The organism is Janthinobacterium sp. SUN100, assembly GCF_030397705.1.
Classification (GTDB): domain Bacteria; phylum Pseudomonadota; class Gammaproteobacteria; order Burkholderiales; family Burkholderiaceae_D; genus Janthinobacterium; species Janthinobacterium kumbetense.
In genome coordinates this window covers 698,174-720,847 of sequence record NZ_JAPUBU010000003.1, presented here as the reverse complement: position 1 = coordinate 720,847, position 22,674 = coordinate 698,174, and the positions used below count along the sequence as shown (strand labels likewise).

Here is a 22,674-nt window from a genome sequence, read left to right as displayed (position 1 = left end):
ATGGAACCTCAAGTCATCAAGATGTATGCGGCCCGCGAGCAAATCTACCCTCGCGAGGCCAAAGGACGCTACGCTACCTGGCGATGGGTATGCGTATGGCTTACCCAGCTCGCGTTCTACGGCTTGCCGTGGTTGACCTGGAATGGCAGGCAAGCCCTGCTGTTCGATTTGACCACGCGCAAGTTCTACATTTTCGGCGTCGTGCTGTGGCCCCAGGATTTCATCTATCTGGCGGCCCTGCTGATCATCTGTGCGTATTTGTTGTTCCTCGTCACGGCCATTGCCGGGCGGGTGTGGTGCGGGTTCTCTTGCCCGCAAACGGTATACACGGAAATTTTCCTGTGGGTCGAACGCCGCATCGAGGGCACGCGCAGCGCGCGCATGGCCCTCGACAAGCAGGGCCCCTCCGTGCGCAAGGCGTTCAAGAAGACGGCCAAGCACCTGGTATGGGGCGCCATCGCCCTGTGGACGGGCTTTACCTTTGTCGGCTACTTCACGCCGATCAAGGAACTGGCGCAGTCGGTGACCACGCTGAACTTCGGTCCCTGGGAATGGTTCTGGGTCTTGTTCTACAGCCTGGCAACCTACGGCAACGCGGGCTGGCTGCGCGAGCAGGTGTGCAAATACATGTGCCCCTACGCGCGCTTCCAGAGCGCCATGTTCGACCAGGACACCCTGATCATCACCTACGATGCCAAGCGCGGCGAACCACGTGGCGCCATGAGCAAGAAGGCCGGCAACAACGACAAGCTGGGCGATTGCATCGACTGTACCCTGTGCGTGCAGGTGTGTCCGACCGGTATCGATATCCGTAACGGCCTGCAGTATGAATGCATCGGTTGCGCCGCTTGCGTCGATGCCTGCAACAGCGTGATGGACAAGGTCGACCGGCCACGGGGACTGGTACGCTACAGTACCGACCATGCGATGGAAAACAACTTCAATTCGAAGCAGATACGCCAGCGCGCCATGCGCCCGCGCGTCTTGATCTACACTTCCATCCTGGCCCTGATCATCATCGCCGTGTGTACTTCGCTGGCCCTGCGCACGCCCCTGAAAATGGACGTGATCCGCGACCGCGGTTCCATGGGACGCGAAGTGGAAGACGGCATGATCGAAAACGTCTACCGCCTGCAGATCATGAACACGTCGGAGCAAAGCCAGCATTTCAAAATCAGCGCTTCCGGCTTGCCGGGCCTGACCTTGCTGACGCGCGAAGAAGTGACCTTGCAGCCGACGGAAACGCTGGGTTGGCCGATCCGCCTGCGCGTGCCGCACGGCGTGGGAGAGAAGGGCTCGAACAAGATTGCGATCGAATTGCAATCGCTGGACGACCCATCGCTGCATGTGCGTGAAAGCGCGGTATTCATCGTGCCGCGGTAACAAGGAAAGGCGGACGGGGACCGGGTGCCCTCGCCGCCGCCACGAAGTTGCAGGAAGGCCGGTCCCCATGCGGGGACTGGCTGATTAAACAGGAGAAATACCATGTCCGACAGTCTGAAACTGCAAGCACCCGTTGCACCGTGGTACAAGCACCGCTGGCCATGGCTGCTGATGATCGGCCCCGGCCTGTCCGTGGTCGTCGGCAGCTTCATGGGCTATATCGCGTTTACGCAGCCCGATGCGCTGGTGGTGGGCGATTATTACAAACAGGGCAAGGCGATCAACCAGGATTTGAAGCGCGACACGATCGCCAGCGACCTGGCGATGGATACGCGCCTGTCGTATGACGTGGCGCAAGCGCGCCTGACCGGTTCCGTGCACAGCTTCGGCAAGGCCTATCAGGCGCCTTTGCAGCTGCACCTGGCGCATGCGACCCTGCCGGAAAAGGATATCAAGGTGCTGGTGCAACCCGATGCGGCCGGCAATTTTTCCGTGGCGCTGCCGATGCTCGAGCGCAGCCGCTGGCAAGTGCTGGTGGAAAACGACAAACGCGAGTGGCGCCTGTCCGGCATCTGGACCTGGCCCCTGCAGCGCAGCATCGCGCTGCATGCGGATGAAGAGCTATAACGTACAGCGCCGGGAAAACCGTAGCGAGCGGCAGTGATTTGTGGTTGAGAAGCGCAGCTGTGCTATGCACGGGGGCGCCGAGCCAGCGAGCATCGCAGGCCGCAAAGCGCGACGCGCAGCAGGTTTTGACGGTGCTGTTACTTGCAGGTGTCCGTGCCGGCCGTAATCGCCTTCAGCTTGGCCGGCTGCAGGATTTCAATTTCCCGGTTGGAGACGCGCAGCCAGCCTTCCTTCTTGAACTTCGACAGCAGACGGCTGACGCTCTCGATGGTCAGGCCCAGGTAGTTGCCGATTTCCTCGCGCGACATGCGCAGCTGGAAATTGCTGCCCGAATAGCCGCGCGCTTCATAGCGCGACGCCAGGTTGACGATGAAGGCGGCAAAGCGCTGCGTCGCCTGCATATTGCCCAGCAACAGCATGACGCTTTGCTCGCGCGTGATTTCCTGGCTCATCATGCGGTGGAAATGGCGCAGCAGGGTCGGCATATTGCCCAACAATTGTTCCAGGCTGGAAAACGGGATTTCACACACTTCGCTGTCTTCCAGCGCCACCGCATTACAGTGGTGGCGGTCGGCGCTGATGGCGTCCATGCCCAGCAGTTCGCCCGCCATCTGGAAGCCCGTCACCTGCTCTTCGCCGCCCGGATTGATCTGGTACGTCTTGAAATGCCCCAGGCGGATCGCATACAGGTTCTGGAACGAGTCGCCGATACGGAACAGCGAGGCGCCGCGCACGATCTTGCGGCGGCGGCCGATGATCTGGTCCAGCCTGTCCATGTCGCCCACATCGAGGCCCATCGGCAGGCACAATTGATGCATGCTGCAGGTCGAGCATCGCGCACGCAACGCCTCCACGTTCACGGTGGGCAAGGTTGGAGTGAGTAGCGCTTCAGTCATGTCGGTACCTTTTAGAAAATGCAACAACAAGTTTACTGCATACAGCCGCATACAGGGTTGCCGTATGCCAATTTCACCGTAAATTCGGCGAATAAACGACGTCCAGCCTTTAATTATATGGCAACATCGTCAAAAGCCCGTACAGGGCGGGCAATTTGCGCGGCGGCGCTTGCCAAGCTGGGGTATTGATAGGAAAATTCCTGACAGCATTATCTGCCGCCTGTGCCGCCCGGTACTGAAAAGGAAATCATGAAGCCTCTCGGCATTAAAACAAAAGTCGCGCTGGCCACCAGCCTGACCTCGATCGCCATGATCGCGCTGGTCACCATGATCCAGGTGCAGCACATGCGCGACGACTTCACCCGAGTACTGCTGAGCCAGCAATCGTCCCTGATCACCCGCACCGCTGCCGAGCTCGACGACAAGCTGGGCATGCTGCTGCAGATCGTCACCCTGACGGCCAGGCAGCAGCCGCCGGAATTGATCGCCCGGCCCGCCCAATTGCGCGAATACTATTCGCGCCGCTCGATGCTGGTGCTGTTCGATGACGTGCTGGTGCTCGACGCGCATGGCGCCGTCGTGGCCGACATGCCGGAGGTAGCGGGGCGCGCCGGCATCAACGTCGCCGAGCGCGAGTATTTCCAGACCGTCCTGCGCACGCGCCAGCCCATGATCACCGAACCGATGCTGGGCAAGTCGAGCGGCATGCCCATCGTGCAGATGGTGGCGCCCGTGCTGGCCGCCGATGGCCAGGTGGCCGGCGTGGTGATCGGCGTGCTGCGCCTGTACAAGGACAACCTGCTGGGCCGCCTGCGCTCGGAAAAGATCGGCAAGAACGGCTATTACTTCATTCTCACGCGCGGCGCCGTGCCGCGCTACGTGCTGCACCCCGATACCAGCCGCTTGCTGCAACCGCGCAAGCCGAACGCCAACCTGACGACGACCCAGCTGCTGAAGGAAGATGGCGAAGGCAGCATGGTCAGCACCAACAGCCGCGGCATCACGGCCGTCAACAGCTTCAAGCGCCTGAAATCCGTGAACTGGCTGCTGGCCGCCTCGCTCCCCGTCGAGGATGCCTTCGAACCGTTCGATGGCGTGCTGTACCGATTGGTGCTGTGGAGCATCCTCGCCTCGCTGCTGGCCGCCTTTGTGCTGGGCTGGGTCACCGTGCGCCTGCTGTCGCCGCTGGTGCGCCTGCGCGACACCCTGCAAGCCCTGCGCACCAGCGGCAGCCGCTTCACGCCCGTGCCGGTGCAGCAGCGCGACGAGATCGGCGAACTGACGGAAGCGTTCAACGGCCTGATGAGCGAACGCGACCGCCTGCAGCAGGAACTCGAATCGCGCGCGGCGGAGCTGGAACAGGAACGCGACCGGGCCGAGGCGGCCAACCGCGCGAAGAGCGATTTCGTGGCCAACATGAGCCATGAAATCCGCACGCCCCTCAATGCCGTGCTGGGCATGGTGTATTTGCTGGGCAATACCAGGCTCGACACGGAACAGCGCAAGTATCTGACCATGGTCAGAGTGGCGGGCCAGTCGCTGCTGGGCATCCTCAATGACGTGCTCGACTATTCGAAGATCGAGGCGCGGCGCATGGAGTTGTCGCCCGTCGAATTCGACCTCGACGAAGTCATGAATACCCTGGCCACGACGATGACGATGAATGCGGGCGAAAAGGAGCTGGAACTGGCCATCGCCGTCGAGCCCGATGTGCCGCGGCGTCTCGTGGGCGACGCCCAGCGCCTGCAGCAAATCCTCGTCAACCTGGCCGGCAACGCCATCAAGTTCACCGAGAGCGGCGAAGTGGTGGTGGCCGTCAGCCTGGCCGAGAGCGAGAGCGGCCGCGCCTGGCTGCGCTTCGAAGTGCGCGACACGGGCATCGGCATGACGGAACTGCAGCAACAGCAGCTGTTTGCCGCGTTTTCCCAGGGCGACCAGAGCATCACGCGGCGCTTCGGCGGCACGGGCCTGGGCCTGGCCATCAGCAAGCAGCTGATCCACATGATGGGCGGCGACATCGCCGTCGCCAGCAGCGAAGGCAAGGGCAGCCGCTTCTGGTTCAACGTGCCCTTCGAGATGCTGGCGCAGCCGGCCGAAACGCGGCGCACGCCGGCGCTGGGCCAGCTGCGCCTGCTGGTGGCCGACGACAACCGCACCACGCGCGAACTGATCGTCAAGCTGATCGAGGCGTGGGGCTGGCTGGCCGACGAAGTGGACTCCGGCTTTGCCGCCATCGAGCTGTACCGCGAACGCCTGGCGCAGCAGCAACCGTATGACGTGGTGCTGGCCGACTGGCACATGCCCGTCATGGATGGCCTGGCCACGGCCAAGGCCATCCGCCAGGCGGCCAGCGGCCAGCGCCAGCCCATCGTGGTGATGGTCAACGCCTTCGCCCGCAACCACCTGGAAGAAATCTCCAGCGCGGCCGAGGCCGACGTCGTGCTGATGAAGCCGATCACGGGCTCGAGCCTGTTCGACGCCCTGCACCAGGCGCTGATCGCCAAAGACGACGGCGGCGAGCAACGCATGCTGCACCAGCCGCTGGGCACGGAACTGGCCGGCGTGCATTTCCTGCTGGTGGAAGACAACCATTTGAACCAGGCCGTGGCGCGCGGCATCCTCGAACACATGGGCGCCACCCTGGACGTGGTGGGCGACGGCTTGCAAGCCGTGGAACGGCTGCGCACGGAAGCGCTGCGCTACGACATCGTGCTGATGGACATGCAGATGCCCGTCATGGACGGCTTCAGCGCCACCCACATCATCCGCACGGAACTGCGTTTGCACCTGCCCGTGATCGCCATGACGGCGGGCGTGCTGGCGTCCGAGCGCGAGCGCTGCATGACGGCCGGCATCAGCGATTTCATCGCCAAGCCCGTGGTGGTGGAAGAGATGATGGAAGTCATCCTGCGCCACCTGCCCAAGCGCCCGCAAGTACAGACAGCCGAACCGGCACGCATCGCCGATGAAGAAGTGTTTTCCATGGCGCCGCTGATGCGCGTGATGGGACGCGATGCGAAGGGGCGCGGCGTGCTGCGGCGCATGGTGGAAGATGCGCTGAACAAGGGCATGACGCCCGTGCGCGACGCCGAAACGGCGTTGCGGGCAGGCCGCCACAGCGACGTGGCGCGCATCCTGCACAGCGTGCGCGGCTCCGTCGGCACCTTGGGCACGAAACGCCTGATCCGCGCCGCGTTCGCCACCGAGGAAGCCATCGATGCGGGCCGCCTGGACGAGGTGCCGGCGCTGCTGGCGCACACGGCGCAGGAACTGGAACAGGCGCTGGCGGCGGCGGCCGATTGGTTGTCGCGCCTGCAGGATTAAATCAGGCGGGCACGCCCAGAATCACGCTGGACGCTTTAAAAATCGCCGTCACGTTGCTGCCGAGTTCGATGCCCAGGTCGGTGCTGCTCTGGTTGGTGATGATGGCGGCAATCGTGCCGCCGCGCGGCAAGTCCAGCACCACTTCCGTGTTGACGGCGCCCGTCTGCACGCGCGTCACGACTCCGGCTAGCTGGTTGCGCGCGGAAAAACGCGCGCCCTGGCTGTCCGTCACGAGGATGATGGACGACGCCTTGATCAGCGCAAACGCTTCCGCGCCCGGCACCAGGCCCAGGCTCGCGCTGCTGCCCTGCGTGACGATGGCCACGATGTGCTGGCCACCGGGCAATTCCAGGGTGACTTCATCGTTGACGGCGCCCTGTTTCAGTTCGGTCACCTTGCCCAGGAATTGATTGCGTGCCGTGGTTTTCATGGCCATTCTCCGTATGAGTAAAAGATCGTCGGCGATGCCTTCCGCCTGGCTGCCCAGCTGGCGCAGGTAGCGGGCATGCTCGCGCTCGATGATACGGAAATTGTCGACCAGCTGGCGCCCCCGTGGCGTCAGCCGCGTGCCGCCGCCGCCCTTGCCGCCCGTCAAGCGCTCGACCAGCGGTTCGCCAGCCAGGTTGTTCATGGCGTCGATGGCGTCCCAGGCCGCCTTGTAGCTCATCTTCACAAGCTTGGCCGCCTGCGTAATGGAGCCGCACTCGGCGATGGCGCCCAGCAATTCCACCCGGCCGGCGCCGCCCAGGTGTTCTCCGCCCACCGTCATCCATACCGAGCCTTGCAGGCCGATTTCCGCTGCCGCTGATTTATCCAATGCGTTCACCCAATGCCTTATGTTCTTCCATGCTGTCAATTTGTCCGTCACGCAAGTAAAGCACATGTTCACCCAGAATGCGCGCATCTTCCGGATCATGTGTGATCAGGATCATGGGCACGTCCAGGCGCTGCTGCCACTGGCTCAACTCCAGGCGCATTTTGACACGCAGGGCCGGATCGAGGGCGGCAAACGGCTCGTCGAGCAGCAGCGCGGCCGGTTCGGCCACGAGCGCCCTCGCCAGCGCCACCCTTTGGCGCTGGCCACCGGACAACTCGTCGGGAAACTGGTGCGCCAGTTCCTGCAGGTGGAAGGCGTCGAGCCAATGCTCGACCTTCTGCAATTTTTCGCGCGCGCGCGGATTGAACCAGCCGCGGCGCAGGCCAAAGCCCACGTTCTGGCGCACCGTCAGGTGCGGGAACAGCGCGTAATCCTGGAACAGATAGGCGACATTGCGCTGCTGCGGCGGCAAATTGATGCCGGCGGCGGAATCGAACAGGGTGCGCCCGTTCAGGCGGATATGGCCCGCCTCCGGCGTGAAGAGGCCGGCAATGGCTTTCAGGGTCATGCTCTTGCCGGCGCCGGACGGGCCATACATGGCGATGCGCTGGCTGCTGGAGGTGCATTGCACCTGCAGGTCGAAGCGGCGTTTGCCGGAGCGCAAGGTGGCGCGGAGGTCGAGGTCGAGTTGCATAGGCGTCATCATCTGCGTCATTTGTGCGCGATGCGTCCGGGCGCCAGGCGGCCCGCCGACAGCAGCACCACGATGCAGACCAGGGAGATAATCAGGACCAGCGTATTGGCCACCTCATCCTGGCCCGCCTGCACGGCTTCAAACACGGCCACCGACAGGGTCTGCGTCTTGCCAGGGATGCTGCCGGCCACCATCAGGGTGGCGCCGAACTCGCCCAGCGCGCGCACGAAGCCCAGCAGCACGCCGGCGAGGATGCCGCGCCAGGCCAGCGGCAAGGTCACGCGGAGAAAGATCGCCATTTCCGAGATGCCCAGCACGCGGGCCGCCTGCTCCAGCTGGCCGTCGACCGCTTCGAAGGCGGCGCGCGCGGGCTTGAAGACGAGGGGAAAGGCGACCACCGTGGAGGCGATCACGGCGCCTTGCCACGTAAAGATGAGGTTGATGCCGAAGTTATCCTGCAGCCAGATGCCCATCGTGCCGCGCCGGCCCAGCAGCACCAGCAGGTAATAGCCGAGCACGGTGGGCGGCATCACCATCGGCAGGGTCATGAGGGCGTCGAGCAGCTCGCGCCCGGGAAAACGCGTGCGCGCCAGCACATAGCCCGTACCGATGCCGAGCAGCAAATTGAGCGCCGTGGCCCACGCCGCTACCTTGAGCGACAGGGCCAGCGCGGTCCAGGCGATATCCATGCGCGTTCGTTTACCTTATGGCTTCTTGAAACCGTACTTGGCGAGGATCGCTTGCGCCGGCGCCGTCTGCAGGTAGCTGACGAAGCGCTTCGCTTCAGCCTGGTTGGCGCTGTCCTTGATGGTGGCGATCGGGTACAGCACGGGCGCGTCCAATGGCACGTCCAGCACCACGTTCACCTTGTCTTTCATGATGGCCGCGTCGGTGGCATAGACAAAGCCCGCATCGACTTCGCCGCGCGCCACGTAGTCGAGCGACTGGCGCACGTTCTGCGTGCCGATGGCCTTGGGCTGCACGGCATCCCACAGCTTCGCCTTCTTCAGCGCGCCTTCGGAGTAACGGCCGACGGGCACGCTGGCCGGATTGGCGATGGCCACGCGGGTCACGCTCTTGTGCGTCAGGTCGCTCAAGTTCTTGATGCCCAGCTTGCTATCGTGCGGCACGATCAGCACCAGGCTGTTGCCGACGAAATCCATGCGGTCGGCCGGCAGGACGAAGCCCTGCTTTTGCGCCGCATCCATGGTTTCCTGGTCGGCCGAGGCAAACACGTCCACGGGCGCGCCCTTGACGATCTGTTGCAGCAGCACGCCCGAGGCGGCGAAGTTCAGGGACACCTTGCTGCCCGGATACTGCGCCTCGTAGCTCTGCGCCGCATCCTTGAACGCGTTCGTCAGGCTGGCCGCGGCCGACACCACCACTTCGCCGGCAAGGGCGGAGGTGGCGGCGGTGGCCAGCAGGGCGGTGCCAAGCAGGCGGGCGAGGGAGGTGAGGCGCATGATCGTATCCTTGTAAAGTGAACGGTGAACAAGGAGCGTAATATACACTTATATATAGCGTTCTGCCATTGCATGGGTCAAGGCAATGCCAATGACATTGACAGACGGGAATGGGCGGACTATTTTTAACAAGAGACAACTATCCACTACTTTCCAGGGTTAAACGATGGGATACGCAGCGCTACTGCTTGGCCCCCTGATGCTCCTGGCGGTCATTCTTCTGGCATTGCTCATCGAGAGGCGGCATCCCCTGCAGCAACAGCCTTCGGGGGCGTCGCGCTTCAATCTTGCGTATATGCTCATCTATGCCGCCAGCGGCGCCATGCTGGCCCCGCTCACGGCCATCGTCACGGTACAGCTTGTCAATGCGGCGGGCGGCGGGCTCATCAATCTAGCCTCTTCAGGGTGGATGCTGGCGCCGGCCTTCCTCGCGTATGCCCTCTGCATGGATTTTCTGGAATACATCTTTCATCGCGTGCAACACCGCGTACCCGCCATGTGGGCCATGCATTCCTTCCATCACAGCGATACGGCCATGAATGCCAGCACAACGACGCGGCACTATTGGGCCGAAGCGGGCATCAAGGCGCTCAGTATCTATCTGCTGGCGGGGATCTTATTCAAGACCAATACGGTGATTCTGGGAATGTACGGGATACTGAGCTTGTATCATGTTTTCCCGCACATGAATGTCCGGGTCGGCTTTGGCCGTTACTGGATGCTGTGCAATTCACCGCAGTACCATCGCGTTCATCACTCGGTGCAAGCCGAGCATTTCAACTGCAATTTCGCGGGGCTGTTCCCCGTCTTCGACTGGCTGTTCGGCACCCACCATATTCCCCACGCGGGAGAATATCCCCCGACGGGGCTGGACACGGGCAAGGCGCCGGGCACCTTGCTTGACGCGCTGACGTGGCCGGTGCGCAGCAAGGCCCCGTCCATCCCCTAGACGCGCACCGCCGCCGCCTCGTCGCGCCGCGCATACTTTTGCGCGATCACGGCGCAAATCATCAGCTGAATCTGGTGGAACAGCATCAGCGGCAAGATCACCATACCCAGCGAACGCGTGGAAAACAGCACCTTGGCCATGGGCACGCCGCTGGCCAGGCTTTTCTTCGAGGCGCAAAAGACGATGGCGATTTCATCTTCCTTGTTGAAACCCAGGCGGCGGCTGACAAAGGTCGAAATACCCAGCACCAGCGCCAGCAGCAGCAGGCTGATCAGGCCCAGGGCCACCAGCGTTTCCACCGAAATCGTATGCCACAGGCCTTCGCTGACGGCTTCGCTGAAGGCCGTATAGACCACCAGCAAGATCGAACCCTGGTCGACGTATTTCAGGGTGGCCTTGTGGCGGTCGACCCAGCGGCCGATCCAGCGGCGCAGGAACTGGCCGGCCAGGAAGGGCAGCAGCAGTTGCAGGACGATGGACAGCACGGCGTCCACCGACGACTTGCTTTCCGCGCCCTTGGCCACCAGCAAGCCCACCAGGAGGGGGGCGAGGAAAATGCCGATGAAGTTCGAGGCCGAAGCGCTGCAGATGGCGGCCGGCACGTTGCCGCGCGCCATGGCGGTCATGGCAATGGAGGACTGCACGGTGGACGGCAGCGCGCACAGGAACAAGATGCCCATGTACAAGTCGGGCGTCAGGAAGGTCAGCGCCAGCGGGCGCAATGCCAGGCCCAGCAGAGGAAACAGGACAAAGGTGCTGGCCAGCACCAGCAAGTGCAGGCGCCAGTGCATGGCGCCTGCCAGCACGGCTTCGCGCGACAGCTTGGCGCCGTGCAGGAAGAACAGGGCGCCGATGGCGACGGTGGTGATGTTGCCGAAGACCACGGCCGTCTGGCCCGTGCAGGGCAGGAACGTGGCCAGCGCCACGGTGACGAGCAGGGCGATGGTGAAGTTATCGGGTTTCAGATTGCGCAACAGGGCAGCGGGAGAAAAAGAAGACATGCGGTAGCCTGGTAACGGCGCAGCCTTGCAACAGAATGCTGTGCCGGGGATGACAAACAGCGCCGGGAGCGGCGCCAGTGCTGGCTATTCTACTTGTATTTCCCGGCTCCTTGCCTGGCGGCATCGGCATGGCTGGCCGGGTCAAACCGTGCGGACAAAAAAATGCCCTGTCCGCAGACAGGGCAACCCGGAGTAAAGTACAGCGCGAGGGCTTAGCCGGCGGCTTTGACTTTCAGCTCGTTCTTGATTTCTTTCACGCCGCTCACGGAAGCGACGATCTGCACGACGCGGTCACCCGCTTCGGCGCTCGGCACGTCGCCCGACAGGACGACCACACCTTGCTGGGTTGCTACCTTGACGGGCAGGGCAGCGGCTTGCGCATCGGCGCTCAGGGCGGCCTTGGCCGAGGAAGTGATGGTTTCATCAGGGACGGCAGCGGCGGCATTGGCGGCCACGACGGTGTCAGCAGGAGCTTGTGCTTTTGGTGCGGAGTCAGCGGCATGCGAAGCGGTGATCGAGGCGCCCGACAGTACGATAGCGGCAACCAGGGTATTGAACAGTTTCGATGTTTGCATGGTAGTTCCTCTCAATGAAGTTAAAAGCTTCTTACTTGGATAAAGCAACACTTTGAAGCGTCACATCTACCCATACAGCAAGCACCGTGCCAGCTTTTAATTTCCATTCAAAATCAACGACTTAGCTTTAGACTCGATTTTTCCTGCCCGTTTCGCGGCGTTTCGGGCCGAAAATCCGGGTTTTTTGTCGTCTGCCAGCGACAGCCTGTGGCAACAATATCAATGTTTTACAATAAGTCGTTGATTATTAATACTTTATTTTTGTCGCTATTCAGCGACAGGGTCGCCTTCGCCGCGGAACAGGGCCGGCGTCAGCTCGTATTTCTGCAATAAACGGTAGAACTCCGTGCGGTTGCGGTCGGCCAGGCGGGCCGCGTCGGCCACATTGCCATCCGTCAGGCGCAACAGTTGTATCAGGTAATCGCGCTCGAAGCGCTGCTTCGCTTCGTTGTAGCTGAGCGCTTCCAGCGACGGCACGCGCAAGGCCCGCTGCACCAGGCTCAAGGGCACCAGCGGCGCCGTGGCCAGCGCGCACACTTGCTCGACGACATTGACCAGCTGGCGCACATTGCCGGGCCATGGCGCCGCCACCAGGGCCGTCAAGGCGTCGGGCGCGAAGCCGTTCAGGGGTTTCTCATACTTGGCCGCCAGCTTCTGCAGGAAATGGTTGGCCAGCAAGGCGATGTCTTCGCGGCGCTCGGCCAGCGGCGGCAGGGTCAAGGTCACGACGTTGAGCCGGTAATACAAGTCTTCGCGGAATTGCCCCTCGGCCATCGCCACGTCCAGGTCGCGGTGCGTGGCGGACAACAGCCGCACGTCCACCGGACGCGTCTGGTCTGCGCCCACGGGGCGCACGGCCCGCTCCTGCAGCACGCGCAGCAATTTCACCTGCAGCGGCAGCGGCATGTCACCGATCTCATCCAAGAACAGGGTGCCGCCATCGGCCGCCTGGAACAAGCCTTCGCGGTTGCCGACGGCGCCCGTAAACGAGCCTTTGACGTGACCGAACAGTTCCGATTCCAGCAGCTGCTCGGGAATGGCGCCGCAGTTGACGGCGATGAACGGCGCCTTGGCGCGGCGGCTGGCGTTATGCAGCGCGCGCGCCAGCAATTCCTTGCCCGTGCCGCTGGGGCCGCGGATCAGGATGCTGGCGTCGGACCCGGCCACCAGCTTGGCTTCGGCCAGCAGCTCGGCCATCTGCGCGCTGCGGCTGATCAGCTCGGCACGCCAGCTCTCGTCGCCGGACGCGGGCGTCGGCATGACGGTGGACAAGTTGATGGCATACGCCACTTTTTCCATCAGCAGCTTGCCATCGAACGGTTTCGTCAGGTAGGCAAACGCGCCGCGCGCCGTCGCGTCGACGGCGTCGGGAATGGTGCCGTGGGCTGTGAGCAAAATGACGGGCAGGGCCGCATGCTGGCGGCGGATTTCATCGAACAGGGCCAGGCCGTCGCGGCCCGGCAATTGCACGTCGGTAATAACCAGGGCGGGCAATTCCACGGCCAGGCGCGCCAGCGCCGCTTCCGCGCTGCCCACGGCCGTCACGCGATAGTTGCCCGCCTTCAAGCGGATGGTCAGCAGGCGCAACAGGTCGGGATCGTCGTCGACCAGCAAGATGTGGGCGTGCTCGCTCATTTCGGCGCTCCCGCGGCGGGGCGCACGGACAGGCTGCGCTCGATGTTTTTCAGCGCCTCGAGTTTTTCATTGAGCTGGTCGATGCGGCGCTGGGCGTCGCGCAGCTGCGTGTTGAGCTTGTCGATGCCCTCGTCCTGACGGCGCAGTTCCGCATACTGGCTGCCCAGCAATTGCGCCAGCGGCGCCAGCAATTGCGCGTCCTTGCCCGTGGCCGTGGCCAGCGGTTCCAGCAGGGCTTGCGCGCGGGCCAGGTCGCCGGGGCCGCGCAAGGCGGCCTGCAGCATGGCGCGGCGCAGCGTGTTGTGCGGCGCGTGATCGGCCTTCGCCAGGTCCAGCTGCGCCTTCACCAGTTCCGACGGCGTCATCAGGCGCAAGGCGCCCTGATACGCCAGCAATTCCGCCAGCTGGGGATCGGCTACCACCACCACGCGCGGCGGCGTCTGCACCAGCACGGGCGTCTGGGTGGGGGGCTTGGCGGCGCAAGCGCCCAACAGCAGCGCGCAGGCGGCCATGCCGGCCAGGGGAATTCTCGTCATCATAAGGGCAGTTCTATCCGAAAATGCGCGCCGGCGGGGCGCGGTAAAAGAGTGACGCTGCCATCGTGGGCGGCGATATATTCGCGCACGATGGACAGGCCGATGCCATTGCCGTTGCGCGCGCCGGCCGCCTGGCGCACGCCCTGGTAAAACGGCTCGAAGATGCGCGCGGCATCCTCGGGCGCCACGCCGGCCCCCTCGTCGGTGCAATCGATGCGCACGCGGCCGCCTTCGCCAGACAGGGTGAAACGCACGGTGCCGCCTTCTGGGCTGAAACGCACGGCATTCGACAGCAGGTTCGCCAGGGCCGTGGCCAGCTTGTCGCGGTCGGCCTGCACGATCAGCGACGCGCCCTGCACCTCGACCGTCAAGCGGCGCGCCAGCCATTGCAGGCGCTGCCCGGCCACCACATCTTGCAGCAAGACCAGCAAGTCCACCTTGCTGCGCGCCAAATGCTGGGCGTCAAAAGCGGCGGTATTGTAGCGCAGCAAGTCTTCGATCTGGGTTTGCAGGGACGCCGTGTTTTGCTGCAGGATGCCGGCGATTTCCCGCTGGCCGTCGCTGAGCTTGCCCGCCACCTCGTCTTCCAGCAAGGCCACGCCTTCGCGCAGGGCCGCCAGCGGGGTTTTCAGCTCATGCGAGATGTGGCGCAGAAAACGTTCCTTGTCGGCATCGAGATCGGCCAGGCGCTGGCGCAGCCAGTCGAGCTGCTGGCCCAGGCGGCGCGTATCGGCCGGGCCGCCGACGACGATGGGCTGGTCGTAGCGCTTGTCGCCCAGGCGCTCGATGGCCGTCTCGATGCGGCGCAGCGGGCGCGACAACAGAAAGCCGAAGCAGGTGGCCAGCACGGCCGCCAGCAGCACGGCGCCGCCCACCAGCACGCCCAGCAAACGGCGCTGGCGTTCCAGCTCGGCCAGCAGGGCGTCGTTGCGGCTGCCGATTTCCGTCTTGCTTTCGCGCGCCAGGCTGTCATTGATCTGCGTCATGCGGGCAAACGCGCGGTACACGACGGCGTGGCCATCGCGCTTGCGGCGCTTACCCGCTTGCAAGACTTCCCACGCCGCTTGCGCCTGCACCGTCCATTCGTCGGCCAGCTGCGGGGCGAACTCGGGCGTGGCCCGGTTCAGCACTTGCAGCGCCGCCGTCGCTTCGTCGCGGGCCGCCGCGTAGCGCTCGCGGAAGACGGGATCGTCGAGCACGAGAAATTGGCGCGCGCTGCGCTCCATGGCCAGCGTGCGCTCGGACAGGCGCTGCGACTGTTCCGTCAGGGCAATCGCCTGCGCCGCCGTCTCGCGCCCCAGCCGCGCCAGGTGTTCCAGGGTCAGCAGGGCTTGCACGGAGGTAGCCGTCAAAATGCCCGTCGTCAAAATGAAGGCGGCAAATAGCAGTTGGCGAAAGGAAAGTCGGGACAAGGTGGGCGCCTTCGGTTCAGTCTGGAGTGCAAAAGGCGCATGGTACGCTAAGCGTTCATCGCGGGGCGCCACCTGTCAAAAAATAGCCTATCTGACAATGTTGTTGCTTTTGCGATCGGCAAGCAAGCCACGGCGGCGGCGCGCAGATACTCCTAGTACAATAGGGAAAAACTCCATACAGGCATCAAAGTGGCCCCGGCCCTGGCATTACGCCACTTTGCCCCCACATGTGATGCAGCCCCACCGACACTCCGAATCACCTACCGCAGAGATCCCATACCGCATGAGCACATTTGAAAAAGTCAGCAGCAACTTCATTCCAGTCTTGCAGGCAACCATCGAGCAATATGTCGAGCCAGCAACGGGCATGCGCCATATCCACATGCATACCGAGCAGGCTGAGATGGTGTTCCTGGTGGCCTTTCCCACTGTGCCGGAAGTGAGCGACGGGCGCGCCCACATCCTCGAGCACCTGGCCTTGTGCGGCTCGGCCCGCTACCCGGTGCGCGACCCCTTCTTCTCGATGCTGCGCCGCTCGACGGCCACCTTCATGAATGCGATGACCTATCCGGACCGCACCGTGTATCCGTTCGCCAGCACCGACCGCAAGGATTTCTTCAACCTGCTCGACGTGTACCTGGACGCGGCCTTCTTCCCGAACCTCGATTACCTGAATTTCCGCCAGGAAGGCTGGCGCCATGCGTTCGAAGGGGACAAGCTGGTGTACCAGGGCATCGTCTTCAATGAAATGAAGGGCGCCTTCAACAGCCCCATGCGCGCGCTCGACAGCGGCATCGCCAGCGCCTTGCTCAAGGGCACGACGTATGAAGTGGAATCGGGCGGCGATCCGCTGGTGATCCCCCAGCTGACGCATGAAATGCTGAAAGAATTCCACGCCAGCCACTATCACCCTTCGCAAGCCGTGATCATGACCGCCGGCAATATCGAAGCGTCGGCCGTGCAAGAGCAGGTGGCCGAACGCGTGCTGTCCAAGCTCAGCGGCTTCAGCCCGCGCCGCCTGCCGCAACTGGCGCCCGCGTGGACGGCGCCGCAGGAAAACGTGGTGAAAATTCCATCGCAGGAAGCGCGCGACGATGAATTCGGCCTGCAATTCGCCTGGCTGATGGGCGAGTCGAGCGATCCCATCGCCTACTACCACGCGCATTTGCTGTCGCACGGCTTGCTGGGCGAATCGTCGGCGCCCGTCATGCGCGCCATGGAATCGGCCGGCTATGGCCGCCCATCGGACATGAATGGCCGCGACGCGGGCATCCGCCAGATGGTGTTCCACATCGGCATGGAAGGCTTGACGCAGGAACAGATCGCCGACGCGCACCAGCGCATCTGGACGGCCCTGGAAGAGACGGCGCAAGAGGGCATTCCCGCCGCCGTGCTGCACGCGGCCTTGCGCGATATCAAATACAGCCAGCGCGAAATCAGCAGCGGCCGCATGCCTTACGGCCTGGGCCGCCTGCTGCACGCCTTGCCGCTGGCCATGTATGACGGCAACGTCATGGATGCCTTCGACAATGCGGACATCCTGGAAACCCTGGAACAGCAAATCGAAGACCCGGAATTCTTCAAGCAGCTGGTGCGCGAGCTGATCGCCAATCCAACCCGTCTGACCACCCACGTGGTGCCCGACAGCGCCTACTTCACGGACCGCGCCGCGCAGGAAGACGCCACGCTGGCGGCCCTGCAGGCGAAGCTGACGGACGCCGAGCGCGAGCACATCATCGCCGAGTCCGCCGCGCTGGAAGCGCATCAGCAACTGCCGTCGAATTCGGAAGTCTTGCCGCGCATCCGCCCCGGCGACGTCAGCGCGCTGCCGCGCCCGGCACTGCCGATTCCCCCGGCCGTCGACGGCGCCGTGGCGTTCAGCATTGCCTCGAACGGCATCAGCTATGCCAACGTGCTGTACGACGTGTCGGGCCTGCCGGAAGCGTCGTGGCCCTGGCTGCGCCTGTACACGGACCTGGCGCCGGAACTGGGCGTGGGCGACATGTCGTTCGACGATGCCAGCGCCTGGCGCCAGAGCATGGTGCCATCGTTCCACATCGGCCTGGAAGCCATTCCCCGCCCGCAACAAGCGATGCGCGTGGAATTGTCGTTCTCGGCCAGCGGCTTGCGCGAAGAACACGCGGCCATCGCCGCCGTGCTGTCGGCCTGGATCGCCAAGCCCCGCTTCGATGAGGAAGAGCGCCTGGCTTTCCTGATCGAAAGCCTGGTGCAAGACAAATTGAGCAGCCTGTCCGAATCGGGCAACCGCTACGCCATGCTGGCCGCGGCGGCACCGCTGTCGCCCACGCGCCGCTTCGACGACATCGTGGGCGGCCCGGCGGCCTTGCCGTTCTACCGTCGTCTGCAGCAGCTGAGCAAGACCTCCGATGGCTTGCAGGAAATCGCGCGCGAGCTCGACACCCTGCACGCGCACATCATCGCCCAGCAGCCGACCGTGCTGTGCGCCGGCCTGGAGCAAGATGGCATCACCCTGGCCCGCTTGCTGGAATTGCCGGCAGCCAACACGGACGCGGCCGCAGCAACTGAAACGCCAGCGCCGGCAGCCTTGCCGCTGGCCAACACGGCCCTGCATGCGACGAGCCAGATCAACCATTGTTTCGTGTCCTGGGCCGTGCCTGGCGTACACAATCCGGACGCGTCCGCCCTGGCCGTGGCCGCCGAACTGATGACCAACCAGGTGCTGCATACGGCCCTGCGCGAAAAAGGCGGCGCGTATGGCGGCAGCGCCAGCTATGCGGCCGGCGCCGGCACGTTTACCCTCAGTTCCTACCGCGATCCGCGCCTGGCCGGCACGTACGCCGACTTCGGCACGACCCTGGATCAAATCCTCGACGGCGATTTCTCGCAGGAACAAGTGGAAGAAGCCATCATCTGCGTCATCAAGGGCCTCGACAAGCCCCATTCGCCGTACGCGGAAGCGCTGACGGCGTGGAACATGCAGCAGCGCGGCACGACGGAAGCCGTGCGCCAGCAATTCCGCACGGGCGTATTGACTTGCACCCTGAGCCAGATCAAGGAAGTCACGCGCACCTGGCTGAAAAACGGCCAGCAGAGCCGCGCCGCGTTTGCGGGTAACACGACGCAAGACCTGGCCGGGCTGGACGTGGTCGATTTATTGGCGCTGGCCAGCTAAGGCGTGGGCTTAACAAGTGTTTTGACTTGGCTGTTGCAACGCCTGACAAAACCGTAGCGAGCGGCAGTGATTTGTGGCCGAGAAGCGCAACCGTACTCTAGTACGGTGAGCATCGCCGGCCGCAAAGCGCGACGCGCAGTAGGTTTGGTCAGGCGTTTCCAGGTACGGCGTTCGGCTCCATGAACATCAACTCCCATTGATGTCCATCCAGGTCCTGGAAACTGTGGCCATACATGAAGCCGAAATCCATCGGCTCCTTGTAGATGCTGCCGCCCGCCTGGACGGCCTTCGCCACCAGCGCATCGACTTCGCCGCGGCTCTCGGCCGACAGGCACACGAGCACTTCCGTCGCCACCTTGGTATCGCACAGCTGCTTGGGCGTAAATTGCTTGAATTTATCGTGCGTCAACAGCATCACGAAAATGTCGTCGGCGACGATCATGCACGTTGCCGTTTCATCCGTGAAATGGGCATTGAAACTGAAACCCAGCGCCGTGAAAAACGCCACGGAGCGTTCCAGCGACTGGACGGGCAGATTGACAAATATTTTGCGGGCCATCATGTCTCCTTCAGGTGAGATGAAAAATGCTGCCCGCCGATTCTACACCGGCTTTTTACGCGCCAGCGCGTCCCACGGTCTTCGGCGCGTAGCCGAAATAGCGGCTGAACGCGGCGCTGAAATTGGACGGATGGCGATAACCGGTTTGCCAGCCCGCCTGCGCCACCTGGCAACCATTTTCCAGCAGTAACTTTGCCCGCTGCATGCGCAGCGCCAGCAGGGTGCGCTGCGGACTGTCGTTGTAGCGGTAGCGCCATCCCTGCTTGAGTTTGAACAAGCTCAGGCCCGCTTGCGCGCACAGGTAATCGAGCGTCAGGTCTTGCGCCATCTGCTCCTGCATCAGCGCATGGACACGCTCCAGCTTGATCATCTCGGCCTCGGACCAGCGCCGGATGGAAGCGGGCGCGGGCGCCGGCCGCAGCGCCCGCAACTGTTCCGCCAGGACACTGAGCACGCCGATATGCACGGCCAGCGGGTCCGTCGCGCGCAGCAGCGCCCGCGCCTGCAGGGCGGACGCCGCCGTGGTGGCCGCATGCGCCAGTTGGCGCGCGCCACCGTGGGGCAGCAGGGATGCCAGGCCTTGCGGCCAGTAGCGCGCCAGCGCGTCTTCATCGACCAGCACGCGCAATTGCGCCGCCCGTTGATTCGCTTCGAAACGGCGCTCGCCGCTGACGTGGTGAAACGCCGTCACCGTCGTATGGCCGGCTCGGAAACGCAATTGTTCGCCATCGCGCGTGGTGTAGCCGGACACGCCTTCCAGGCCGATGGTGATCACCATGCCGCCCGCATCGTCATGCTTCGATTGCTCGACGAGCGCAAGGCGAGGACGGTAATCGGAATGCACGAGCAGCAAGCCCTGGTCGACCTGGCGCTGGTCAGCGCGGCACTCGCCCATCCCGGGGTCCAGCTGGCGCCGCGTCCAGCCTGCCGCTTCCCTGTCCTGTTCCCTCATCGCTCCCCCTGTTTTCCCGCGCGCCGTCGCGCATACGAAATTCGCCGTGTCGCATACAAATGCAAATGATAATTATTCTCATTGTTGCATAAAATAGGCGCTCTGCCCACCTCAGCGAAAGGAAGCACCATGCCATTCACCACACAACACGCCTTGCAACCGTATTGGGACCTGGCCGTCGCGCCCGTCCAGGCCGATGGACTGGCCGCCGCCCTGGAATTGGGCATTTTCGAATTGCTGGCCACGCCGCACACGCCGGCGCAATTGGCCGACGCCCTGTCGCTGCACGCACCGCACACGGCGCTGCTGCTGGAATTACTCTGGAGCATGCAAGTGCTGGAACGCGATGCGGCCGACGCAGATGCGCGGCGCTACCGCTGCACGGCCGCCACCTTGCAGTATTTCTGCCGCGACTCCGTGGCCTTTTGCGGCGACGCCTGGCTGTACCGGCTGCATGCGCTGCGCCATTTCGCCACCCAGCTGAGCACGCTGGTGCGCGAGGGCGGCAAGGCCGCGCCCTACAGCACGGCAAGTGGCATCAACTGGGCCATTGCCGCGCAGCAGCAGATTGGCCAGGAACAACGCGCCGTCACCATGCGCGCAGCCCTGTCCGTGATGCAGCGCATCGCCCCGTTTGCAGACGGCCACACGCCGCTGCGCCTGCTCGACCTGGGCGGCGGACCGGGCTGGGTTGCCATTGCGCTGGCGCAAGCCCATGCGGGCTTGCACGGCGGCGTCTTCGACTGGCCGGAAACGGTGGCCGTGGCGGCCGCGAACATCGCCCATGCGCAACTGTCTGACCGCCTGGAGACTGTGGGCGGCGACCTGGCCAGCGACGATATCGGCAGCGGCTACGACCTCATCTGGTGCTCGTCCGTGCTGCATTTCGTGCCCGACATGGCGGCGGCCTTGCGCAAGATCCATGCGGCGTTGACACCCGGTGGGGTCTTCGTTTGCGTGCAGGCGGAAATCGCCCCGGCAGCCGGCGACGCGGCGCGCGTGCTGCCGTATTACTTGCCGATGCGCATGCTGGGCCGCACGGTAACCCAGCAGGGAGAATTGGCGCAGCTGCTGCGCGACACGGGCTGGCGGCAAGTGGAGCAATACAGCGCCAGCGATTTCCCCATGGCGCCCGTGCAGGTGCTGATTGCGCGCAAGGATGGAGCATGAATCCGTCCCCGCGCAGCGCGCTGCCGCAAGCGCCATTTGAAGCATCGCATGGCAAGCGCTGCGCCCATGTGGTTGAATACTGGCTGCGCAGCGATAGCGCTGAACGCTGAACCATGACAAACCCCGCATCACGCACCTGAGATAGCACCAAAATGTCCATCGCCCTATGAGCCTGACACTATCTGATCGTTCTGGAACGATCCTCGGAGAAATTGTCGTCCTGTCCGAGAATGCGCTTGTTCTCGGGACTTTTCTTCCCACGGCTGCCTTTGCCGCATACGCGACCTTGTTCAAAAATCTGGAACAAGCCGCCAACGATCAGCTTTTCGTCGAGGCAGACCGGTTGGAACAGGAAATTCAGTCATGCGATTTTTGCGTACTCGACACGCACAGCGGCATGCAGCGAAACATAGCTGATGTGCAGATCATGCAAGATGGAATCTGTTTCCATTGGCGAGCAAACTGAGAACAGCCACGGTAAGCCTGCGCCGGCGGCCCGCGCCGGGACCGATGCATGCCGATGTCCCACGGCGCCCGTTTCCGCTCGCCAGTATCAAGCGGGGCTGTCCCGCAACGCGTCGATGATCAGGCCAGCCAGCCGCTCGACGGGCGGCCTGGGCACGCTGGAGGCGCGCAGCAGTTCCAGCGACAGCGGGGGCAGGGCGGGCAAGCCCGCCGCCACGTGGTCGAGCGCGCAGACGGAAGACGGCAAGCCCAGGCTGGTGCGCACCGTCACGCCCAGCCCGGCCGCGGCCGCCGCCCACAGTCCCGCCAGGCTGGGACTGGTAAACGCCGTGCGCCAGGCGATGCCCGCATGGTCCAGCGCCTGCGTGGCGCAGCGCTGGAACAGGCAGTCGCGGTCGAAGGTAATGAGCGGCAAAGGCTCGCCCGATTCGGGCTGCCAGGCCAGGCTGGACGAGGCGATCCAGCGCATGGCCGGCTCGGCAATATGCTGGCGCTGCGGCAGCGGATACTCGGCCACGTCGGCGATGCAGGCGCCGCCCCACAGCAGGGCCAGGTCCAGCTGGCCCATGGCCAGCCCTTGCATCAGGGCCGTGTTGCGCGCCACGTGCGCCTCGATGCGCACTTTCGGATGCGCGCGGGCAAATCGTCCCAGCACGTCGGGCAGCAAGGCTTCACCGAAATCCTCCTGCAATCCGAGCCTGATCCAGCCTTCCAGTTCCGCGCCGCGCAAGGCGACGGCCGCCTCGTCGTTGAGTTCCAGCAAGCGGCGTGCATAGCCGAGCAGCACTTCGCCGGCCGGCGTCAGCGCCAGTCCCCGGCCATCCTTGCGGAACAGGGGCATGCCCGCCTGCTCCTCGAGTTTTTTCAGCTGCGCACTGACGGCCGAGGTGGAGCGGCCCACCTTGTCGGCCGCGCGGGCAAAGCTGCCCAGCTCGATGCCAGCCACATAGCTGCGCAAGAAGGCGATGTCAAAATTCAGCAAGCTCATGGCGCAAATGCAATCGTCCTGTTTTATGGGATGGTGACCAGTAAATTATCTGATATTCAGAACGATCGTACTGC

At 63.8% G+C, this 22,674-nt stretch carries 20 protein-coding genes; 7 read left to right on the top strand and 13 right to left on the bottom strand.

All coding sequences use genetic code 11. The features are described 5' to 3' along the window. On the top strand, positions 1-1,383 hold the full coding sequence (gene ccoG, locus O0881_RS19745) for a cytochrome c oxidase accessory protein CcoG (protein WP_099666002.1): 1,383 nt from the start codon (positions 1-3) through the stop codon (positions 1,381-1,383). A gap of 102 nt (positions 1,384-1,485) precedes the next feature. After that, positions 1,486-2,010, top strand: a complete 525-nt coding sequence (locus O0881_RS19740) for a FixH family protein (RefSeq protein WP_251349655.1) — start codon at positions 1,486-1,488, stop codon at positions 2,008-2,010. Between the two features lie 137 nt (positions 2,011-2,147). Here O0881_RS19740 and fnr read toward each other — a convergent pair whose 3' ends face one another. Then, complete coding sequence (gene fnr, locus O0881_RS19735; RefSeq protein WP_092609777.1) at positions 2,148-2,906, bottom strand: fumarate/nitrate reduction transcriptional regulator Fnr; 759 nt, start codon at positions 2,904-2,906, stop codon at positions 2,148-2,150. A gap of 249 nt (positions 2,907-3,155) precedes the next feature. Here fnr and O0881_RS19730 point away from each other — a divergent pair, with 249 nt between their 5' ends. Continuing rightward, entirely contained in the window at positions 3,156-6,230 is a 3,075-nt protein-coding gene (locus tag O0881_RS19730; protein WP_289912611.1) for a response regulator, read from the top strand. A gap of 1 nt (position 6,231) precedes the next feature. On the opposite strand, the gene O0881_RS19725 is transcribed toward O0881_RS19730, so the two are convergent. Genes O0881_RS19725 through modA form a run of 4 tightly spaced genes read right to left on the bottom strand, consistent with a single transcriptional unit; the run spans position 6,232 to position 9,204 of the window. Beyond that, a complete protein-coding gene (locus O0881_RS19725; protein ID WP_289912658.1) occupies positions 6,232-6,999 on the bottom strand; it encodes a TOBE domain-containing protein in 768 nt (255 codons plus the stop codon). 40 nt (positions 7,000-7,039) lie between these two features. After that, on the bottom strand, positions 7,040-7,750 hold the full coding sequence (locus O0881_RS19720) for an ATP-binding cassette domain-containing protein (RefSeq protein WP_289912657.1): 711 nt from the start codon (positions 7,748-7,750) through the stop codon (positions 7,040-7,042). A gap of 8 nt (positions 7,751-7,758) precedes the next feature. Further along, a complete protein-coding gene (gene modB / locus O0881_RS19715; RefSeq protein WP_289912610.1) occupies positions 7,759-8,430 on the bottom strand; it encodes a molybdate ABC transporter permease subunit in 672 nt (223 codons plus the stop codon). Between the two features lie 15 nt (positions 8,431-8,445). Beyond that, complete coding sequence (modA, locus tag O0881_RS19710; RefSeq protein WP_099665997.1) at positions 8,446-9,204, bottom strand: molybdate ABC transporter substrate-binding protein; 759 nt, start codon at positions 9,202-9,204, stop codon at positions 8,446-8,448. Positions 9,205-9,370: 166 nt separating this feature from the next. Between modA and O0881_RS19705 the strand changes: the two genes are divergently transcribed. Next, a complete protein-coding gene (locus O0881_RS19705; protein WP_289912609.1) occupies positions 9,371-10,153 on the top strand; it encodes a sterol desaturase family protein in 783 nt (260 codons plus the stop codon). Here O0881_RS19705 and O0881_RS19700 read toward each other — a convergent pair. From O0881_RS19700 to O0881_RS19680, 5 genes are all read right to left on the bottom strand, one after another. Further along, a complete protein-coding gene (locus tag O0881_RS19700) occupies positions 10,150-11,154 on the bottom strand; it encodes a bile acid:sodium symporter family protein (RefSeq protein WP_289912608.1) in 1,005 nt (334 codons plus the stop codon). The two genes, O0881_RS19705 and O0881_RS19700, sit on opposite strands and share 4 nt — an antisense overlap. Before the next feature lie 212 nt (positions 11,155-11,366). Further along, positions 11,367-11,729 carry a BON domain-containing protein gene (locus O0881_RS19695; protein WP_034752546.1) on the bottom strand — a complete coding sequence of 121 codons (363 nt, stop codon included), beginning with the start codon at positions 11,727-11,729 and terminating at the stop codon, positions 11,367-11,369. A gap of 267 nt (positions 11,730-11,996) precedes the next feature. Further along, on the bottom strand, positions 11,997-13,364 hold the full coding sequence (locus O0881_RS19690; protein WP_289912607.1) for a sigma 54-interacting transcriptional regulator: 1,368 nt from the start codon (positions 13,362-13,364) through the stop codon (positions 11,997-11,999). Further along, a complete protein-coding gene (locus O0881_RS19685; protein WP_251349649.1) occupies positions 13,361-13,903 on the bottom strand; it encodes a hypothetical protein in 543 nt (180 codons plus the stop codon). Before O0881_RS19685 ends, O0881_RS19690 begins: the two co-directional genes overlap by 4 nt. Then, positions 13,900-15,312, bottom strand: a complete 1,413-nt coding sequence (locus O0881_RS19680; protein ID WP_251349647.1) for an ATP-binding protein — start codon at positions 15,310-15,312, stop codon at positions 13,900-13,902. Before O0881_RS19680 ends, O0881_RS19685 begins: the two co-directional genes overlap by 4 nt. Positions 15,313-15,595: 283 nt before the next feature. On the opposite strand from O0881_RS19680, the gene O0881_RS19675 reads away from it, so the two are divergent. Next, the gene (locus O0881_RS19675) at positions 15,596-18,466 is read left to right on the top strand and encodes an insulinase family protein (protein WP_289912606.1); all 2,871 of its coding nucleotides are present in this window, start codon (positions 15,596-15,598) and stop codon (positions 18,464-18,466) included. Between the two features lie 148 nt (positions 18,467-18,614). On the opposite strand, the gene O0881_RS19670 is transcribed toward O0881_RS19675, so the two are convergent. Together O0881_RS19670 and O0881_RS19665 are read right to left on the bottom strand one after the other, a co-directional pair. Continuing rightward, the gene (locus tag O0881_RS19670) at positions 18,615-19,025 is read right to left on the bottom strand and encodes a VOC family protein (protein WP_099668299.1); all 411 of its coding nucleotides are present in this window, start codon (positions 19,023-19,025) and stop codon (positions 18,615-18,617) included. Positions 19,026-19,080: 55 nt separating this feature from the next. Beyond that, complete coding sequence (locus O0881_RS19665; RefSeq protein ID WP_289912605.1) at positions 19,081-19,977, bottom strand: AraC family transcriptional regulator; 897 nt, start codon at positions 19,975-19,977, stop codon at positions 19,081-19,083. Between the two features lie 129 nt (positions 19,978-20,106). On the opposite strand from O0881_RS19665, the gene O0881_RS19660 reads away from it, so the two are divergent. Together O0881_RS19660 and O0881_RS19655 are read left to right on the top strand one after the other, a co-directional pair. Then, positions 20,107-21,147, top strand: coding sequence for a class I SAM-dependent methyltransferase (locus tag O0881_RS19660; RefSeq protein WP_289912604.1), 1,041 nt, complete (start codon positions 20,107-20,109; stop codon positions 21,145-21,147). 166 nt (positions 21,148-21,313) lie between these two features. Beyond that, positions 21,314-21,613 carry a hypothetical protein gene (locus O0881_RS19655; protein WP_289912603.1) on the top strand — a complete coding sequence of 100 codons (300 nt, stop codon included), beginning with the start codon at positions 21,314-21,316 and terminating at the stop codon, positions 21,611-21,613. Positions 21,614-21,700: 87 nt separating this feature from the next. On the opposite strand, the gene O0881_RS19650 is transcribed toward O0881_RS19655, so the two are convergent. Further along, a complete protein-coding gene (locus O0881_RS19650) occupies positions 21,701-22,600 on the bottom strand; it encodes a LysR substrate-binding domain-containing protein (protein WP_289906038.1) in 900 nt (299 codons plus the stop codon). Positions 22,601-22,674 lie beyond the last annotated feature (74 nt).

What these genes read in the sequence shown, in the direction of transcription:
- fnr (WP_092609777.1), bottom strand. Translation starts at nt 2,906, where the DNA reads ATGACTGAAGCGCTACTCACTCCAACCTTGCCCACCGTGAACGTGGAG.
- O0881_RS19730 (WP_289912611.1), top strand. Translation starts at nt 3,156, where the DNA reads ATGAAGCCTCTCGGCATTAAAACAAAAGTCGCGCTGGCCACCAGCCTG.
- O0881_RS19705 (WP_289912609.1), top strand. Translation starts at nt 9,371, where the DNA reads ATGGGATACGCAGCGCTACTGCTTGGCCCCCTGATGCTCCTGGCGGTC.
- O0881_RS19690 (WP_289912607.1), bottom strand. Translation starts at nt 13,364, where the DNA reads ATGAGCGAGCACGCCCACATCTTGCTGGTCGACGACGATCCCGACCTG.
- O0881_RS19700 (WP_289912608.1), bottom strand. Translation starts at nt 11,154, where the DNA reads ATGTCTTCTTTTTCTCCCGCTGCCCTGTTGCGCAATCTGAAACCCGAT.
- O0881_RS19670 (WP_099668299.1), bottom strand. Translation starts at nt 19,025, where the DNA reads ATGGCCCGCAAAATATTTGTCAATCTGCCCGTCCAGTCGCTGGAACGC.
- O0881_RS19720 (WP_289912657.1), bottom strand. Translation starts at nt 7,750, where the DNA reads ATGACGCCTATGCAACTCGACCTCGACCTCCGCGCCACCTTGCGCTCC.
- O0881_RS19675 (WP_289912606.1), top strand. Translation starts at nt 15,596, where the DNA reads ATGAGCACATTTGAAAAAGTCAGCAGCAACTTCATTCCAGTCTTGCAG.
- O0881_RS19740 (WP_251349655.1), top strand. Translation starts at nt 1,486, where the DNA reads ATGTCCGACAGTCTGAAACTGCAAGCACCCGTTGCACCGTGGTACAAG.
- O0881_RS19655 (WP_289912603.1), top strand. Translation starts at nt 21,314, where the DNA reads ATGAGCCTGACACTATCTGATCGTTCTGGAACGATCCTCGGAGAAATT.
- ccoG (WP_099666002.1), top strand. Translation starts at nt 1, where the DNA reads ATGGAACCTCAAGTCATCAAGATGTATGCGGCCCGCGAGCAAATCTAC.
- modB (WP_289912610.1), bottom strand. Translation starts at nt 8,430, where the DNA reads ATGGATATCGCCTGGACCGCGCTGGCCCTGTCGCTCAAGGTAGCGGCG.
- O0881_RS19660 (WP_289912604.1), top strand. Translation starts at nt 20,107, where the DNA reads ATGCCATTCACCACACAACACGCCTTGCAACCGTATTGGGACCTGGCC.
- O0881_RS19685 (WP_251349649.1), bottom strand. Translation starts at nt 13,903, where the DNA reads ATGATGACGAGAATTCCCCTGGCCGGCATGGCCGCCTGCGCGCTGCTG.
- O0881_RS19665 (WP_289912605.1), bottom strand. Translation starts at nt 19,977, where the DNA reads ATGAGGGAACAGGACAGGGAAGCGGCAGGCTGGACGCGGCGCCAGCTG.
- O0881_RS19695 (WP_034752546.1), bottom strand. Translation starts at nt 11,729, where the DNA reads ATGCAAACATCGAAACTGTTCAATACCCTGGTTGCCGCTATCGTACTG.
- O0881_RS19725 (WP_289912658.1), bottom strand. Translation starts at nt 6,999, where the DNA reads ATGACGGTGGGCGGAGAACACCTGGGCGGCGCCGGCCGGGTGGAATTG.
- O0881_RS19650 (WP_289906038.1), bottom strand. Translation starts at nt 22,600, where the DNA reads ATGAGCTTGCTGAATTTTGACATCGCCTTCTTGCGCAGCTATGTGGCT.
- modA (WP_099665997.1), bottom strand. Translation starts at nt 9,204, where the DNA reads ATGCGCCTCACCTCCCTCGCCCGCCTGCTTGGCACCGCCCTGCTGGCC.